This is a genomic window from Bradyrhizobium sp. JYMT SZCCT0180 (genome assembly GCF_018130165.1).
In the GTDB taxonomy this organism is placed as follows: Bacteria; Pseudomonadota; Alphaproteobacteria; order Rhizobiales; family Xanthobacteraceae; genus Bradyrhizobium.
The window spans coordinates 230,816-244,318 of the sequence record NZ_JAFCLZ010000001.1 but is presented as its reverse complement, the minus strand read 5'-3'; the positions used below and the strand labels follow the sequence as shown (position 1 = coordinate 244,318).

The following is a 13,503-nucleotide window of genomic DNA, read 5'->3' as shown; positions in this document are numbered from 1 at the left end:
CCGCCTAGTGCGCAATTGCGCACGGGCGCGGGGACCCATAACCACTGATGTCTGTTTTGAAGGAACGCCATTGCCACACTGCCAAAAAGAGACGCCACGGCGTATGGGTCCCTGCGTTCGCAGGGACGACGTCATGCGTGTACTGTTCGGCTTCTTAGGCTTGATCGTCGTGTCACTCCTCGGCGCTGCCCCTGCCCAGGCGCATCCGCATGTCTGGATCACCGCCAAGAGCGAGGTGGTCTACGCGCCCGACGGCTCGATCTCAGGCGTGCGCCACGCCTGGACCTTTGACGACATGTTCTCGACCTATGCGTTGCAGGGCATCGAGACCAAGACAAAAGGCGTCTACAGCCGTGAGGAACTGGCGCCGCTGGCGCAGACCAATATCGAGTCGCTGAAGGAATTCGGCTACTTCACCTTCGCCAGGGCCGACGGCAAGAAGGAGAGGTTTTTGGAGCCGGTCGACTACTATCTCGAATTCAAGAATGACGCGCTGACGCTGCACTTCATGCTGCCCGCCAAGACGCCGTTCAAGGCCAGACAGGCCGCGCTGGAAGTGTTCGATCCGGCCTACTTCATCGATTTCAAGTTCGAGGAGAAGGACCCGATCAAGCTGGTCGGCGCGCCCGCCGACTGCAAGCTGCAATTCCAGAGGCCCAATGACGGCACCGCCAATGCGCAGCGGCTCAACGAAAACAACTTTATGAACGGCGACAATTCGAACTACGGCGCCATGTACGCCAACAAGATACTGGTGGATTGCCCGTGAGGCGCCACACCAGCGTTGCCCAGGCGCTCCTGATCGGGATCGTCGCACTCGCCGCCATTGTCGCGGTCGACGGCGCCTTGCACGTCCTGCTGGCGCAAAACCCGTTCGGCGGCCCACGGCCGGCCAAAGCCCCTGAGCCGCAGGTCGGCGGCATCGTCGGCTGGCTCCTGGCCAAGCAATCGGAATTCTATCGCGAGATGTCGGCGACCATCCGCGCCGCCAAGTCCGATGGCTCGGCGGTCTGGACGCTGCTGGCGATCTCGTTTGCGTACGGGATTTTCCACGCCGCCGGTCCCGGCCACGGCAAGGCTGTCATCTCGTCCTATCTGGTCGCCAATCACGAGACCGCGCGGCGCGGCATCGTGCTGTCGTTTGCATCCGCGATGCTGCAGGCGCTGGTCGCCGTGCTGATCGTCGGCATCTGCGCCTGGCTGCTCAACGCCACCGCAAAAACCATGTGCGGGGCGGAGAAGGCGATCGAGATCGCGAGCTACGCTTTGATCGCGGCGTTCGGCGCTCGGCTGGTCTGGACCAAGGGCGGCGGTTTTATGCGCGCGCTGCAGGCCAAGCCGGTGCCCGCGATGGCCACCGCTACGGCTGCGGCCGGCCATCATCACAATCATGGCCACGATCACCATCACCACGATCACCACCATGAACATCATCAACATGCCCACGCGCACGCAGACGCCCATGCGCACGGTCATGCCCACGCGCACGCTCATGCCGACGCTCATTCCCACGCGGACGGCCACGTCCATGACGAGCATTGCGGCCACTCCCACGGCCCGACGCCGGATCAGCTTGCCGGTCCCGGTGGCTGGCAACGTGGCCTCGGCGCGATCTTCGCCGTAGGCCTGCGGCCCTGTTCGGGCGCGATCCTCGTTCTCGTGTTCGCGCTGGCGCAGGGCCTGTTCTGGGCCGGCATCGCCGCGACCTTCGTGATGGGCCTCGGCACCGCGATCACGGTCGCGACCATCGCCATCGTCGCGGTGTCCGCGCGAGGCCTCGCCGAGCGCCTCAGCGCCGGCCGCGAAGGCGGCGGCGCGCTGATCATGCGCGGCATCGAATTCGGCGCGGCCGGCCTCGTGCTGCTGTTCGGCCTCGGCCTCTTGTTCGGCTATCTCGCCGCAGAGCGGGTGACGTGTCTGTGATCCGTAGCCCGGACGAGCGCGGCGCAGAATAGAATACTATCCGCGAGGAGCAATACTGGCGCCTTCATTTGGCAACGATAGGGAGGCAGCAATGCGCTTCAGATCAATTGCCGTCGCCTGCTTGCTGATTCCGGTCTGCTGGGCTGTGACGGCAATGCCATCCCTTGCGGCCCCGATCTGCTGGATAGATCGTATCGCCAAGGCCAATGGCGGCATCGACGTCTATTTCATAAAGAACGCAGTTTTGAACATAAGCGTAACGGAAAATCCCGGTGTTACCTCGGCTCGCTATACCGCGCATAATGGTGTGGTCCGCGATGAAGGCGGTCGGGAGCAGGATCGCCTCTTTGTAAAGGATGGAGGCGAGTTCACTGCATTGCAGCTGGCGCACGACAGCTGCACCTACAAGGTTAGCGCAAGCGGGGAGGTCGGCAAGGTCGCCGCGAAGGCCGCTCTGCGGTTGCATGGACTCCCGCCCGCTTTCGCGACGCAGACCATTGGGACGGACGGTACTGAAACGGATTAAAGCGTGTAGGGTAAGCGAGAGACGAGCAGGTAAGAGGCGCTACAGGGGATTCAATGTCACGCGAGCAGTTCTGGTTCTTCCACCCGTTTCGGGTGCGCTATTCCGAAATCGACGGGCAGGGTGTTGTCTTCAACGCGCATTACCTGACCTATTTCGACACTACCATCACCGAGTATTTCCGCGCGCTGGGCTACGACCAGTATGCCGACTCCCGAAAGACCGGCATCGACTTCCACGTCGTCAAATCGCTGATCGAGTACAAGGCGCCGGTGCTGTTCGACCAGGAGTTGGACGTCGGCGCGCGGGTGGCGCGGATCGGCAATTCAAGCCTTACCTTCGAGCTTGCGATCTTTCTCAAGGGAGGCAACGAGGCGCTGGTGACCGGTGAGATCGTCTGGGTCTATACCGATCAGAAATCCCACCGTCCGGTCCCGATCCCGCAATCGATCCGGGATTTCATCACGACGCGGGAGCGGCACCTGTCCTAGAGGGAGTTTAGGATGATGAGAGCGATCGCCAGGATGAGCAGAACCCACCATATCTGGACGGCGATGGCTACGAAGCCGAGGACGGCCGCGATACCTGCCAGCAGCTTTCCTTCCTTCATGATGATCGCGACGACGGCGAAAGAGATGGCGATCACGCCGAGCGCGGCCGCCCCCGTTGAGAGTACCTCGTTCCAGGTCGCCTGACCGACGAGCCCGGAAAGATAAATCCCCGGCACCAATTGCGTCAGCGCCGAGACCAGCAGCGCCAACAGGCCTGTCACGCTGCCGATAATGCTGAACCGGCGGGATTGTACGGCACTATCCATCACAGTATCCATCACATGAAATCTCCCGCGCCGCCTTGGAGCGAGCCGCGCTTGTGCCTTGGTGCGATTCCGCCGCTTGAAGGTTCAATGTGAACTGAAGGTGCCCGGACAGGCAAGCAAAGCTGCGGCAATTTGGCCCGACGGGCAAATCACTTCCGATTTGCGGAAATTGTGTCAAGCCCCAGAGCAAAAAATATTTCTGTTTACCAGAATGAAAATCAGGTGCATATATTCGCGCATCCCGTCCCACTCAGAGGGCGTCGGCCGTCGTCACGGACGTTGGACGGGTTGCGGTGGACGCTGGTTTGCGCTGAGACGATGGCGTGGACTAAGCGTACGGCAAAACCGTGTGGTCCTGGCGTCCGTTGCCGGCGTCAAGCTGTCGAAGAAGCGCGAGCGGGAACGGCAGCGACGGAGTCAACCAAGAACTCGTCTCCGGGGAGAGCACGGCATTAGCCGTAAAGCCATTGCGCAGGGAAGGCCGGGTGTTCCCCGCTGCCCTGTATGCTCGTGTGCAGCCTACTTAGTGCAGACCGCACACGGGACCGCGGGTGCAGCGCGCACCCGGTCTTCCCTGCGCCCTCTCATTGGAGGGCAAGGAAGTTCTGGCAAAGCTCGGGCGCATCGCGTCGCGAGAACGCGAAGGTGTGTTTGGATATGGTGTAGCGAAAAACACCGCCGTCGTCCCGGGCTTGACCCGGGACCCATACGCCGCGGCCCATCGGTGAGAGCGCAGACGTTAGACACCTTTCGCACAATAACTGCCGCGGCGTATGGGTCCCGGCTCAAGGCCGGGACGACGAGAGATGGCGCTACCCCGGCAAATACCCCTTGACCGCCGGCAGGAAGAAGATCGCGATGTTGATCGCAAAACCGATGGACCACAGGATCGAGCGCAGCGTCGGGCGGTTGCCGAGATAAGTGAAGACGTAGGCGATCCGCACGATCAGGAACAGCACCGCCAGCTCGTCGATCAAATGTTGCGGCCCGAGGCGAAACTCGGCCAGCAGGACCGCGACCGCAAAAAACGGAAAGGCCTCGATGCCGTTCTGATGGGCGCCCAGAGCCCGGGCGCGGATCGGATCCTCGTAGAAATCGGGGTCGCGGGGCCTCGCATTGTCGAAACGGCGAAACCCGATCCATTTGACCGAGGCGATCGTCAGCAAGTACAGCAGCAGCGTTCCGAAAACGCACCATTCGGCGACCGTCATGGTTCCTCCCGCCCCGGGCAAGACCTGAGCGTAGCGAACCGATGCTTGTCTTGACAAGGATGGTGCAACGCGCGAAGCCACGGAAATCATGACCGTGGTCGTTCCCATAGGAAGTGCGAAGCCTGCGCCGGAAGCCAAGCCGGAGCGCGTCGGCGTGCTGCTGGTCAATCTCGGCACGCCCGATACCGCCGATACCAGGGGCGTGCGGGTCTACCTCAAGGAATTCCTCTCCGACCCGCGCGTGATCGAGGACCAGGGGCTGCGCTGGAAGCTGATCCTCAACGGCATCATTCTGCGCATCCGTCCCCGCCGCAAGGCGCGCGACTACCAGAAGATCTGGAACGTCGATCGAGACGAATCGCCGCTCAAGACCATCACGCGCGCGCAAGCCGAGAAGCTGGCCGAGGCGATCGCGGACCATGATCACGTCGTGGTCGACTGGGCGATGCGTTACGGCAATCCGTCGATCCGCTCGCGCATCGATGCCCTGACCGCGCAAGGCTGCGACCGTCTGCTGGTCGTGCCGCTCTATCCGCAATATTCCGCGGCGACCTCGGCCACCGTGTGCGACGAGGTTTTCCGCGTGCTGGCCGGCATGCGCGCGCAGCCGATATTGCGGGTGACGCCGCCTTACTATGACGACCCCGACTACATCGACGCGCTGGCGGTCTCAATCAATGCGCATCTGGCGACCTTGCCGTTCCAGCCCGAACTGATCGTCGCGTCGTTTCACGGCATGCCGCAAAAGTATGTCGACAAGGGCGATCCCTACCAGGCGCAGTGCATCGCAACAACCGACGCCTTGCGCCGGCGCATGGGCCTTGATGCGTCCAAACTCAAGCTTACATTTCAATCGCGCTTCGGCTTCGACGAGTGGCTGCAGCCCTACACCGACAAGACCATCGCGCAGCTCGCGAAGGATGGTGTCAAGCGCATAGCCGTGGTGACCCCCGGCTTCTCCGCCGATTGCTTGGAGACGCTGGAAGAGATCGCGCAGGAAAACGCCGAAATATTCAAGCACAATGGCGGCGAGCAATTCGCCTTGATCCCCTGCCTCAACGACTCCGAGCCCGGCATGGACGTGATCCGCCAGCTCGTGTTGCGCGAGCTTCAGGGCTGGATTTGATATTCCATTGTCCAAGCGCCATACATCTGGCAGGCGTCAAACGGCTCCCTACGTAACCATTGTAAGAGAACAGCCGGGCTGAACCGGCGGTGGCATCCGGCAGACATATGGACGACCGCGTCCGGCAACGGTCTTGCCGGTTTTGGAGGGAATTCATGACTGGTTTCGACATTTTCGCGATTGCGTTTTTGCTGCTGGTCATTGTGACCCTGTTCGCCGGCGTCAAAACGGTGCCGCAAGGCTATGACTGGACCATCGAGCGGTTCGGCAAATACACCCGCACGCTGTCGCCGGGGTTGAACATCATCGTTCCCTATTTCGACCGCGTCGGCCGCAAGATGAATATGATGGAGCAGGTGATCAACATTCCCGAGCAGGAAGTGATCACCAAGGATAACGCCACCGTGACGGTGGACGGCGTCGCGTTCTTCCAGGTGTTCGACGCCGCCAAGGCCAGCTACGAGGTGGCCCATCTCGAGCAGGCGATCATCGTGCTGACGATGACCAACATCCGCTCGGTGATGGGTTCGATGGACCTCGACCAGGTGCTGTCGCACCGCGACGAGATCAACGAGCGGCTGCTGCGCGTGGTCGACGCCGCGGTGTCGCCGTGGGGGTTGAAGGTCAACCGCATCGAGATCAAGGACATCGTGCCGCCGGCGGATCTCGTGGAGGCCATGGGCCGGCAGATGAAGGCCGAGCGCGTCAAGCGCGCCGACATTCTGCAGGCCGAAGGCCAGCGGCAGTCGGAGATTTTACGCGCTGAAGGCGCAAAACAGGGCCAGATCCTGCAGGCCGAGGGCCGCAAAGAAGCCGCGTTCCGCGACGCCGAGGCGCGCGAGCGTTCGGCGGAGGCCGAAGCCAAGGCGACGCAGATGGTGTCCGAAGCCATCTCCAAGGGCGACGTTGCCGCGCTGAACTACTTCATCGCCGATAAATACATCAAGGCGTTCGGGCAACTGGCCGAATCGCCGAACCAGAAAATCCTGATGCTGCCGATCGAGGCGACCAGCATCCTGGGCTCGCTCGCCGGCATCGGCGAGATCGCCAAGGCGACCTTCGGCGACGCCGCTACCGCGGCAGTCGCGCGGCGTGGTTCGGTGCCGAGCACCGGTCCGACGCCGCCACCGCCGCCGCCGCCGTCACCGTTCTCGCCGCAGCGGTAAGAGATTTCCCTCTCCCGCGCTTGCGGGGGAGGGTGCCGAGCGAAAGCGAGGCGGGTGGGGGCTCTCTCCACGAGTCATCTCGCGGAGAGAGCCCCCACCCCAACCCTCCCCCGCAAGTGCGGGAGAGGGGGCGCACCGCCGGTGTGTTGTCGAGTTCGACTAAAAAGGACAGAGGTCGTGTCATGGCCGACATGTTTGCTACCCTGGGCACCTGGAACTGGCTGATCTTCGGCTTCATCCTGATGGCGCTGGAATTGCTGGCGCCGGGTGTCTTCCTGTTCTGGCTCGGGCTTTCATCGCTGATGGTCGGGCTGGTGTCGTTTGCGATCAACCCGTCATGGCAGACGCAGCTTTTGATGTTCGCGTTGTTCGCGGCCGCGGCCGTGCCGGCGTGGCGGCATTTTGCCAAGAGCGCCGGCAGCAGCAGCCAGAGCAACCCGTTCCTCAACCGGCGGACCGAAGCGATGATCGGCCGGGAGTTCACGCTGGAAAAACCGATCGTTGGCGGCACAGGCACGGTGCGGATCGACGACACGATCTGGCGCGTCGCCGGCCCCGATGCGCCGGCCGGCAGCCGCGTCAAGGTCGTGCAGGCCGATGGCGCCAGCCTGACGGTAGCGGTGGCCTAGAGCATGATCCGGAAAAGTGGGTACCGGTTTTCCGATCAGATCATGCTCAAGCTTGCATTTGCTTGCTCCACCGCTCCGCAAAGCGGTGGAGAGGAAGGAAGGTTTCGTTCAATTCGAGGCCGAGCGCGGTGAGGCCATAGCCATCGCCCGGCAGCAGTTCGATCAGGCCGGCCTCGCGCAACTCGGTCAGCCGGGTCTGCATGACCGTCGGCGAGGCCCCGTCGCAGGCGGTGCGTAGCGCGCGCGAGGTCAGCGGTCCCTCGCGCAGCTCCCACAGGATGCGCAAGGTCCAGCGGCGCCCGAGCAGGTCGAGCAGCGCCATCACCGGCCGGCCGGTGCGGGAGCCGCGGACGGCGCGTTTCTTCATGGCAGGGGCCTGTTTCGGAATCGGAAAGCTCTTGCGAGCCGCTACAGATATTGTAGCGTAGTGCTACATTTATTGTAGCACAGGAGTGGACCGATGTCACAGACCGCGCCCCGGATAGCGCCGCTGCAACCGCCTTATCCACCCGAGATTCAAGGGCAATTCGAGCGCATCATGCGCGGCGCGCCGCCGCTGACGCTGTTCCGGGTGGTGGCCGGCAACGCCCGCGCCTGGGAGAAATTCCGCGGCGGCAGTCTGCTGGATCGCGGCCCGCTCAGCTTGCGAGAACGCGAGATCGTGATCGACCGCACCTGCGCGCGGACCGGCTGCGAGTACGAATGGGGCGTGCATATCGCGGCGTTCGCGGAGGCCGCCCGCCTGACCGCCGAACAGGTCCGCGCCATCGTGCTCGGCGATGCCAGGGCCGCCTGCTGGTCGGAAGCCGAGCAGGTGCTGATCGCAACCGTCGATGCCCTGCACGACCGCGCGACGCTCGATGAGGCCGAATTCAAGGCGCTGTCGGCACATTATGACGACGCAAAAATCGTCGAGATCATCCAGCTCTGCGGCTTCTACCGCACGGTGTCATATCTGGCCAACGCGCTGGCCTTGCCGCTCGAGGAAACGGCGGCGAGATTTCCCAGATAGCCGTCATTGCGGGAATTGTAGGGTGGGCAAAGCGCAGCGTGCCCACCCTCGAGCGCACGGTCGGGATGGTGGGCACGGCGCTCTGCGCCTTTGCCCACCCTACGAAGTCCCTTGGAGCTACGCCACGCCCGCGCGGAGCAAATCATGCAGATGCACGATGCCGACCGGCTTGCTGGCGTCGGTCACGATCAGCGCGGTGATCTTCGAGGAATTGAGGATCTCCAGCGCCTCGCCCGCGAGCAGGTCGCGGCCGATGGTCTTGGGATTCTTCGTCATCACCTCGTCGACGGTGGCGGTCATCAGATCGGGGCGCATGTGGCGGCGCAGATCGCCATCGGTGACGATGCCGACGATATGGCCGCGACCGTCAGTGATACCGACGCAGCCAAAGCCCTTCGACGACATCTCGACCAGCGCATCCGACATTTTGGTGCCGAGCGGCTTCAGCGGCACCGCGTCACCCGAATGCATGAGGTCGCGGGTGTATTTGAGCAGCGCGCCGAGCTTGCCGCCGGGATGCAGCACGCTGAAATCGACCGAGGTGAAGCCGCGGCCTTCGAGCAGCGCGATTGCCAGCGCGTCGCCGAGCGCGAGCATCATCAGCGAGGAGGTGGTCGGCGCCAGATTATGCGGGCAGGCCTCGCGCGCCTTCGGCAAGGTCAGCGCGACGTCGGCGGCCTTGCTCAGGGTCGATTCCCGGTCCGCGGTCATCGCGATCAGGGGAATGGAAAAGCGGGTGGCATAGGTGATGAGATTCTTCATCTCCGGCTGCTCGCCGGACCAGGACAGCGCCAGGATGACGTCGTCGGCGGTGATCATGCCGAGATCGCCATGGCTGGCCTCCGCGGCATGGACGAAGAACGCCGGCGTGCCGGTGGAGGCAAAGGTCGCGGCGATCTTGCGGCCGATATGGCCCGACTTGCCGAGCCCGGTCACGATCAGCCGGCCCTTGGCGTTGCCGATGCAATCGACGGCCGCCGCGAACGGCGCGCGGAGGTCGGACTGCAGCGCCGCCGTGATCGCGGCGATGCCGCCGGCCTCGACATCGAGCGTGCGCAGGGCCGACTCGATGGCGGCGTTGGCGTGATCGGTGCCGGATGATTTTGCCATCAGCGGTTTCGGCTTGGCCATGTCTTAAATCCAGGGAGGAGGGGCAAAGCCCCCGGACCCCTCCTTAGCACGGCCGATTTGGCGATGCGACGCGGGCCGCCGGCTCTCAACGGGTCATTAACCATAATTGTTTTAACTCCATTAACGACGTTTCCCCCGCGCGCTCGGAACACGTCGAATAAGTAGCTGACGTTGTTGGAGTATTTTCATCGTGATGGCAGGTCCAGTAGAGGGCCGTAGCAGGCGCGCGACAGTGTTCCGCGCGGTATTGCCATGCCTTGCGCTGATTGCCCTGACCGGGACCCCAGCGCAGGCCCAGACCGTCACGCCTGACCTGTTCAGCCCGACCCGCAGCAGCCAGCTGATGCCGGTGGATTCGCCGCTGCGGCGGACCAGTGCCGAGGCCAACGACAAAACCAGCGACGAGGCCAACGACGCCCGGGTTCGCGACAAGGAGAAGCCCGCGCCGTCGCGCATCGGGGCGATCCCGCGCTATGGCCTGCCCGCCGCCAGCGGCGCCTCCAGCTCCGGCTACGACTCGCTCAACCGCAAGCTTCAGAAGCCGAAATATTATCCGGGACAGGTCCGGCCGAAGCCGCCGCCGGGGCCCGGCAGCCGGCCGCCGCTGCTGTCGAACACACCGCTGCGGCTTTCGATTCCGCCGTCGCAGACCGCGAACAAGGCCCCGATCCCGCCGGCGATGGCCGGCACGGTGGTAGGCCAACCCGCTCGCAAGCGGCTCAAGATCGATGACGATCCGTTCGGCGCGGTCGGCGATTACGCCGGCAGCTTCCTGATCAAATCGGCGCTCGAACTCTCGGGCGGCTACAACACCAACCCGCGCCGCACCGTCGATGAGAAGGGCTCGCCGTTCTATGTGATCGCGCCGGAACTCCTCGTGATGTCGGACTGGGAGCGCCACGCTGTCGTCGCGGATTTGCGCGGATCGTTCACCGGCTACGGCAACACTTTTCCGCCGCCGGCCGACGGCACGGTTTCGCCGGCGCCGGTCGTTGTCGATCGTCCGGATTTCACCGGCCATGTCGACGGCCGTCTCGACGTCTCGCGCGACACGCGGCTGCTCGCGCAGGCGCGGCTGCGTCTCGCCACCGACAATCCGGGCAGTCCGAACATCCAGGCCGGCCTGCAAAGATATCCGGTCTATGCCACGTTCGGCGGCACCTTCGGCTTCGACCAGAATTTCAACCGCCTGCAGGTTTCCGGCGGCGCCACCGTCGATCGCACCGCCTATACCTATTCCAAGCTCACCGACGGCACCTCGACCAGCAACGACGACCGCAACTTCAACCAGTTCGGCGGCGTCGGCCGCGTCAGCTACGATCTGATGCCGGGCTTGAAGCCATTCGTGGAAGCGCAGGCCGACAGCCGCGTGCATGATTTGAGACTCGACCGCAGCGGCTTCGCGCGCGATTCCACCGGCGGCTACGTCAAGGGCGGCACGAGTTTCGAATTCTCGCGGCTGCTCACCGGCGAAATCGCGGTCGGTTACGCCGCGCGCGACTATGTCGACAGCCGCCTCAACCGCCTCGAAGGCCTGCTGACCTCGGCTTCATTGACCTGGACGGCGACACCGCTGACCACGGCCAAGTTCTATTCCGACACCACGATCACCGAGACCACGCTGCCCGGCGTATCCGGCGTGCTGACGCACATCTACACCGTTGAGGTCGATCATGATTTCCGCCGCTGGCTGACCGCGATCGGCAAGTTCACCTGGGGCACGCTCGACTACCAGGGCGACAACCGCAAGGACAAGATCTATACGGTGTCCGGCGACCTCATCTACAAGATGACCCGCAATCTCTGGGTCAAGGGCACGGTCCGCCGCGATTGGCTGGATTCAAACCTCCCCGGCAACAGCACTGCCGCCACCATCGTCATGCTCGGCGTGCGCCTTCAGCACTGAACTCATCGCCTCGCTTGCGTGCCAAGGCGAGGGGAGGAAATTGTGACACACCGCTAACAGTTGTGTGACGGTGTCACACCCACTAGTGCTTGACCGCAGAGCAAAGCGGCCCCACTCTGGTACTCCTTACAGAAGGAGTTTCAATGGCCCAAGGCAAAACCGCCTCTCGCAGCATTTTATCACGTACTTTGGCTACGATTATTCTCGTTGGCATCTATTGTTTCAGCATCGTCGGTGTGACGGCGCTGATGGTTGGAGGATCGACAACGGCAGCGTACGCGCAGCGCGGTGGTCGTGGCGGCGGAGGCCGCGGTGGCGGTGGTCGCGGCGGCGGACGAGGCCGTGGCGGCGGTCGTGGTCACCATCACCACCACCATCGTGGTGGTCGCGGTCGTGGTCGCGGCTACGGTTATGGCGGCGGCTACTATGCGCCTTCCTGCTACTGGGCTGGTCCCGTGCGGATCTGTCCGTAAGTTCAGCGTTCCGCAGGACTGACACTTGCGAAAATGGTGCAGCGTGCTCCGGCGCGCTGCACCATTTTTATGTCCGATTGCGCCAGGCCCCGCTTACCGCGGCAGCGTGGTCGATCCCATCAGATACTGGTCGATGGCGCGGGCGCAGAGGCGCCCCTCGCGGATCGCCCACACCACCAGCGACTGGCCGCGGCGCATGTCCCCGGCGGAAAACACGTTCGGCACCGAGGTCTGGTAGTCGGTCAGGTTGGCGCGAACGTTGCCGCGCTGGTCGAGGTCGACGCCGAGCGTCTTCAGCATGCCGTCATGGACCGGATGCACGAAGCCCATCGCCAGCAGCACCAGCTGCGCGTCGAGTTCGAATTCGGTGCCGGCGACCGGCTGGAATTTTTCGTTGACCTGCACGCAATGCAGCTTCTGCACCTTGCCGTCGACGCCTGAGAATTTCTGCGTCAGCACCGCGAATTCGCGGCGGGCGCCTTCGGCCTGGCTCGACGACGTCCGCATTTTCAACGGCCAGTTCGGCCAGGTCACGCCCTTGTCTTCGTGCTCGGGCGGCGCCGGCATGATTTCGAGCTGGGTCACGGACTTCGCGCCCTGTCGGAACGACGTGCCGATGCAGTCCGAACCGGTGTCGCCACCGCCGATCACGACGACATGCTTGCCGCCGGCGAGGATCTCCGCGGCCGCCCCGAGCGGCTCGGAGGAGACGCGGCGATTTTGTTGCGGCAGGAAATCCATCGCGAAGTGGATGCCGTCGAGGTCGCGGCCCGGGATCGGCAGATCGCGGCCGGCTTCGGCGCCGCCGGTCAGGGCCACCGCGTCGTATTGCCGGTGCAACTCGCGCGGATCGATCGCGGTTTGACCATTTCCTTGCGAAGTGCCGCCGACATGGACTCCGTAATGGAAGGTGACGCCCTCGGCTTCCATCTGCGCCACGCGGCGGTCGATGACGTGCTTTTCCATCTTGAAATCGGGAATGCCGTAGCGGAGCAGGCCGCCGGCCTTGGCGAATTTCTCGTAGACATGGACGTCATGGCCGGCGCGCGCGAGCTGCTGCGCGGCGGCAAGGCCCGCAGGGCCGGAACCGACGATCGCAACCTTCTTGCCGGTCGTGCTGGGGGCGATTTCCGGCTTCAGCCAGCCATTGTCCCAGGCGCGGTCGACGATCGCGCATTCGATGGTCTTGATGGTGACCGGGTTGTCGTCGATGTTGAGCGTGCAGGAGGCCTCGCACGGCGCCGGGCAGATGCGGCCGGTGAACTCCGGGAAATTGTTGGTCGAGTGCAGATTGCGCGAGGCTTCTTCCCAATTGTCCTGATAGACGAGGTCGTTGAAATCAGGGATCTGGTTGTTGACCGGGCAGCCCGGCGTACCCGGCTGAACCGAGCCGGTGCCGTGGCAATAGGGAATGCCGCAATTCATGCAGCGCGCGGCCTGGTCGCGGGTGTCTTTCTCGCTCAGCGGAATGACGAATTCGCGATAGTGCTGCAAGCGGTCGGCGACGGGCGCATATTTGCGGTCGTGCCGGTCGATTTCCAGAAAACCTGTGATCTTGCCCATTAAACCCAACGTTCCTGCAACTT

At 63.6% G+C, this 13,503-nt stretch carries 15 protein-coding genes; 10 read left to right on the top strand and 5 right to left on the bottom strand.

Features of this window, described 5'->3' with window-relative positions; all coding sequences use genetic code 11:
- The first annotated feature begins 133 nt into the window (after positions 1 to 133).
- The 4 genes from JQ641_RS01135 (at position 134) to JQ641_RS01120 (ending at position 2,937) form a co-directional block, all read left to right on the top strand.
- Positions 134 to 769 carry a DUF1007 family protein gene (locus tag JQ641_RS01135; protein WP_211993991.1) on the top strand — a complete coding sequence of 212 codons (636 nt, stop codon included), beginning with the start codon at positions 134 to 136 and terminating at the stop codon, positions 767 to 769.
- Entirely contained in the window at positions 766 to 1,923 is a 1,158-nt protein-coding gene (locus JQ641_RS01130) for a nickel/cobalt transporter (protein WP_211993989.1), read from the top strand. Before JQ641_RS01135 ends, JQ641_RS01130 begins: the two co-directional genes overlap by 4 nt.
- 91 nt (positions 1,924 to 2,014) lie before the next feature.
- Complete coding sequence (locus JQ641_RS01125; RefSeq protein WP_211993987.1) at positions 2,015 to 2,449, top strand: hypothetical protein; 435 nt, start codon at positions 2,015 to 2,017, stop codon at positions 2,447 to 2,449.
- Positions 2,450 to 2,502: 53 nt separating this feature from the next.
- Complete coding sequence (locus JQ641_RS01120) at positions 2,503 to 2,937, top strand: acyl-CoA thioesterase (RefSeq protein ID WP_211993985.1); 435 nt, start codon at positions 2,503 to 2,505, stop codon at positions 2,935 to 2,937.
- On the opposite strand, the gene JQ641_RS01115 is transcribed toward JQ641_RS01120, so the two are convergent.
- Together JQ641_RS01115 and JQ641_RS01110 are read right to left on the bottom strand one after the other, a co-directional pair.
- Positions 2,934 to 3,275, bottom strand: coding sequence for a hypothetical protein (locus JQ641_RS01115; protein ID WP_192738170.1), 342 nt, complete (start codon positions 3,273 to 3,275; stop codon positions 2,934 to 2,936). The two genes, JQ641_RS01120 and JQ641_RS01115, sit on opposite strands and share 4 nt — an antisense overlap.
- A gap of 800 nt (positions 3,276 to 4,075) precedes the next feature.
- The gene (locus JQ641_RS01110) at positions 4,076 to 4,474 is read right to left on the bottom strand and encodes an MAPEG family protein (protein WP_192738169.1); all 399 of its coding nucleotides are present in this window, start codon (positions 4,472 to 4,474) and stop codon (positions 4,076 to 4,078) included.
- Positions 4,475 to 4,562: 88 nt separating this feature from the next.
- On the opposite strand from JQ641_RS01110, the gene hemH reads away from it, so the two are divergent.
- The 3 genes from hemH to JQ641_RS01095 all read left to right on the top strand — a co-directional run bounded on the left by hemH (position 4,563) and on the right by JQ641_RS01095 (position 7,395).
- On the top strand, positions 4,563 to 5,600 hold the full coding sequence (hemH, locus tag JQ641_RS01105; RefSeq protein ID WP_211993983.1) for a ferrochelatase: 1,038 nt from the start codon (positions 4,563 to 4,565) through the stop codon (positions 5,598 to 5,600).
- A 155-nt stretch (positions 5,601 to 5,755) separates the two neighbouring features.
- Positions 5,756 to 6,766 (top strand): SPFH domain-containing protein, encoded by a 1,011-nt coding sequence (locus tag JQ641_RS01100; RefSeq protein ID WP_211993981.1) that lies wholly within the window; start codon positions 5,756 to 5,758, stop codon positions 6,764 to 6,766.
- A 182-nt stretch (positions 6,767 to 6,948) separates the two neighbouring features.
- Complete coding sequence (locus JQ641_RS01095) at positions 6,949 to 7,395, top strand: NfeD family protein (RefSeq protein ID WP_211993978.1); 447 nt, start codon at positions 6,949 to 6,951, stop codon at positions 7,393 to 7,395.
- A gap of 46 nt (positions 7,396 to 7,441) precedes the next feature.
- Here JQ641_RS01095 and JQ641_RS01090 read toward each other — a convergent pair whose 3' ends face one another.
- The gene (locus tag JQ641_RS01090; protein ID WP_211993976.1) at positions 7,442 to 7,762 is read right to left on the bottom strand and encodes a winged helix-turn-helix transcriptional regulator; all 321 of its coding nucleotides are present in this window, start codon (positions 7,760 to 7,762) and stop codon (positions 7,442 to 7,444) included.
- 93 nt (positions 7,763 to 7,855) lie between these two features.
- On the opposite strand from JQ641_RS01090, the gene JQ641_RS01085 reads away from it, so the two are divergent.
- On the top strand, positions 7,856 to 8,407 hold the full coding sequence (locus JQ641_RS01085; protein WP_211993973.1) for a carboxymuconolactone decarboxylase family protein: 552 nt from the start codon (positions 7,856 to 7,858) through the stop codon (positions 8,405 to 8,407).
- Between the two features lie 117 nt (positions 8,408 to 8,524).
- Here JQ641_RS01085 and JQ641_RS01080 read toward each other — a convergent pair whose 3' ends face one another.
- Complete coding sequence (locus JQ641_RS01080) at positions 8,525 to 9,538, bottom strand: KpsF/GutQ family sugar-phosphate isomerase (RefSeq protein ID WP_192738163.1); 1,014 nt, start codon at positions 9,536 to 9,538, stop codon at positions 8,525 to 8,527.
- A gap of 193 nt (positions 9,539 to 9,731) precedes the next feature.
- On the opposite strand from JQ641_RS01080, the gene JQ641_RS01075 reads away from it, so the two are divergent.
- Positions 9,732 to 11,444 carry an outer membrane beta-barrel protein gene (locus JQ641_RS01075; RefSeq protein ID WP_211993971.1) on the top strand — a complete coding sequence of 571 codons (1,713 nt, stop codon included), beginning with the start codon at positions 9,732 to 9,734 and terminating at the stop codon, positions 11,442 to 11,444.
- Between the two features lie 252 nt (positions 11,445 to 11,696).
- Complete coding sequence (locus JQ641_RS01070) at positions 11,697 to 11,939, top strand: hypothetical protein (protein ID WP_211993962.1); 243 nt, start codon at positions 11,697 to 11,699, stop codon at positions 11,937 to 11,939.
- A 71-nt stretch (positions 11,940 to 12,010) separates the two neighbouring features.
- Here the strand turns inward: JQ641_RS01070 and JQ641_RS01065 are convergent, their stop codons facing one another.
- A complete protein-coding gene (locus tag JQ641_RS01065) occupies positions 12,011 to 13,480 on the bottom strand; it encodes a glutamate synthase subunit beta (RefSeq protein WP_211993954.1) in 1,470 nt (489 codons plus the stop codon).
- Positions 13,481 to 13,503 lie beyond the last annotated feature (23 nt).

Excerpts from the sequence above, each read along its gene's own strand:
- JQ641_RS01080 (WP_192738163.1), bottom strand. The coding sequence starts at position 9,538 with ATGGCCAAGCCGAAACCGCTGATGGCAAAATCATCCGGCACCGATCAC.
- JQ641_RS01065 (WP_211993954.1), bottom strand. The coding sequence starts at position 13,480 with ATGGGCAAGATCACAGGTTTTCTGGAAATCGACCGGCACGACCGCAAA.
- hemH (WP_211993983.1), top strand. The coding sequence starts at position 4,563 with ATGACCGTGGTCGTTCCCATAGGAAGTGCGAAGCCTGCGCCGGAAGCC.
- JQ641_RS01135 (WP_211993991.1), top strand. The coding sequence starts at position 134 with ATGCGTGTACTGTTCGGCTTCTTAGGCTTGATCGTCGTGTCACTCCTC.
- JQ641_RS01115 (WP_192738170.1), bottom strand. The coding sequence starts at position 3,275 with ATGGATACTGTGATGGATAGTGCCGTACAATCCCGCCGGTTCAGCATT.
- JQ641_RS01110 (WP_192738169.1), bottom strand. The coding sequence starts at position 4,474 with ATGACGGTCGCCGAATGGTGCGTTTTCGGAACGCTGCTGCTGTACTTG.
- JQ641_RS01100 (WP_211993981.1), top strand. The coding sequence starts at position 5,756 with ATGACTGGTTTCGACATTTTCGCGATTGCGTTTTTGCTGCTGGTCATT.
- JQ641_RS01120 (WP_211993985.1), top strand. The coding sequence starts at position 2,503 with ATGTCACGCGAGCAGTTCTGGTTCTTCCACCCGTTTCGGGTGCGCTAT.
- JQ641_RS01090 (WP_211993976.1), bottom strand. The coding sequence starts at position 7,762 with ATGAAGAAACGCGCCGTCCGCGGCTCCCGCACCGGCCGGCCGGTGATG.
- JQ641_RS01075 (WP_211993971.1), top strand. The coding sequence starts at position 9,732 with ATGGCAGGTCCAGTAGAGGGCCGTAGCAGGCGCGCGACAGTGTTCCGC.
- JQ641_RS01085 (WP_211993973.1), top strand. The coding sequence starts at position 7,856 with ATGTCACAGACCGCGCCCCGGATAGCGCCGCTGCAACCGCCTTATCCA.
- JQ641_RS01095 (WP_211993978.1), top strand. The coding sequence starts at position 6,949 with ATGGCCGACATGTTTGCTACCCTGGGCACCTGGAACTGGCTGATCTTC.
- JQ641_RS01125 (WP_211993987.1), top strand. The coding sequence starts at position 2,015 with ATGCGCTTCAGATCAATTGCCGTCGCCTGCTTGCTGATTCCGGTCTGC.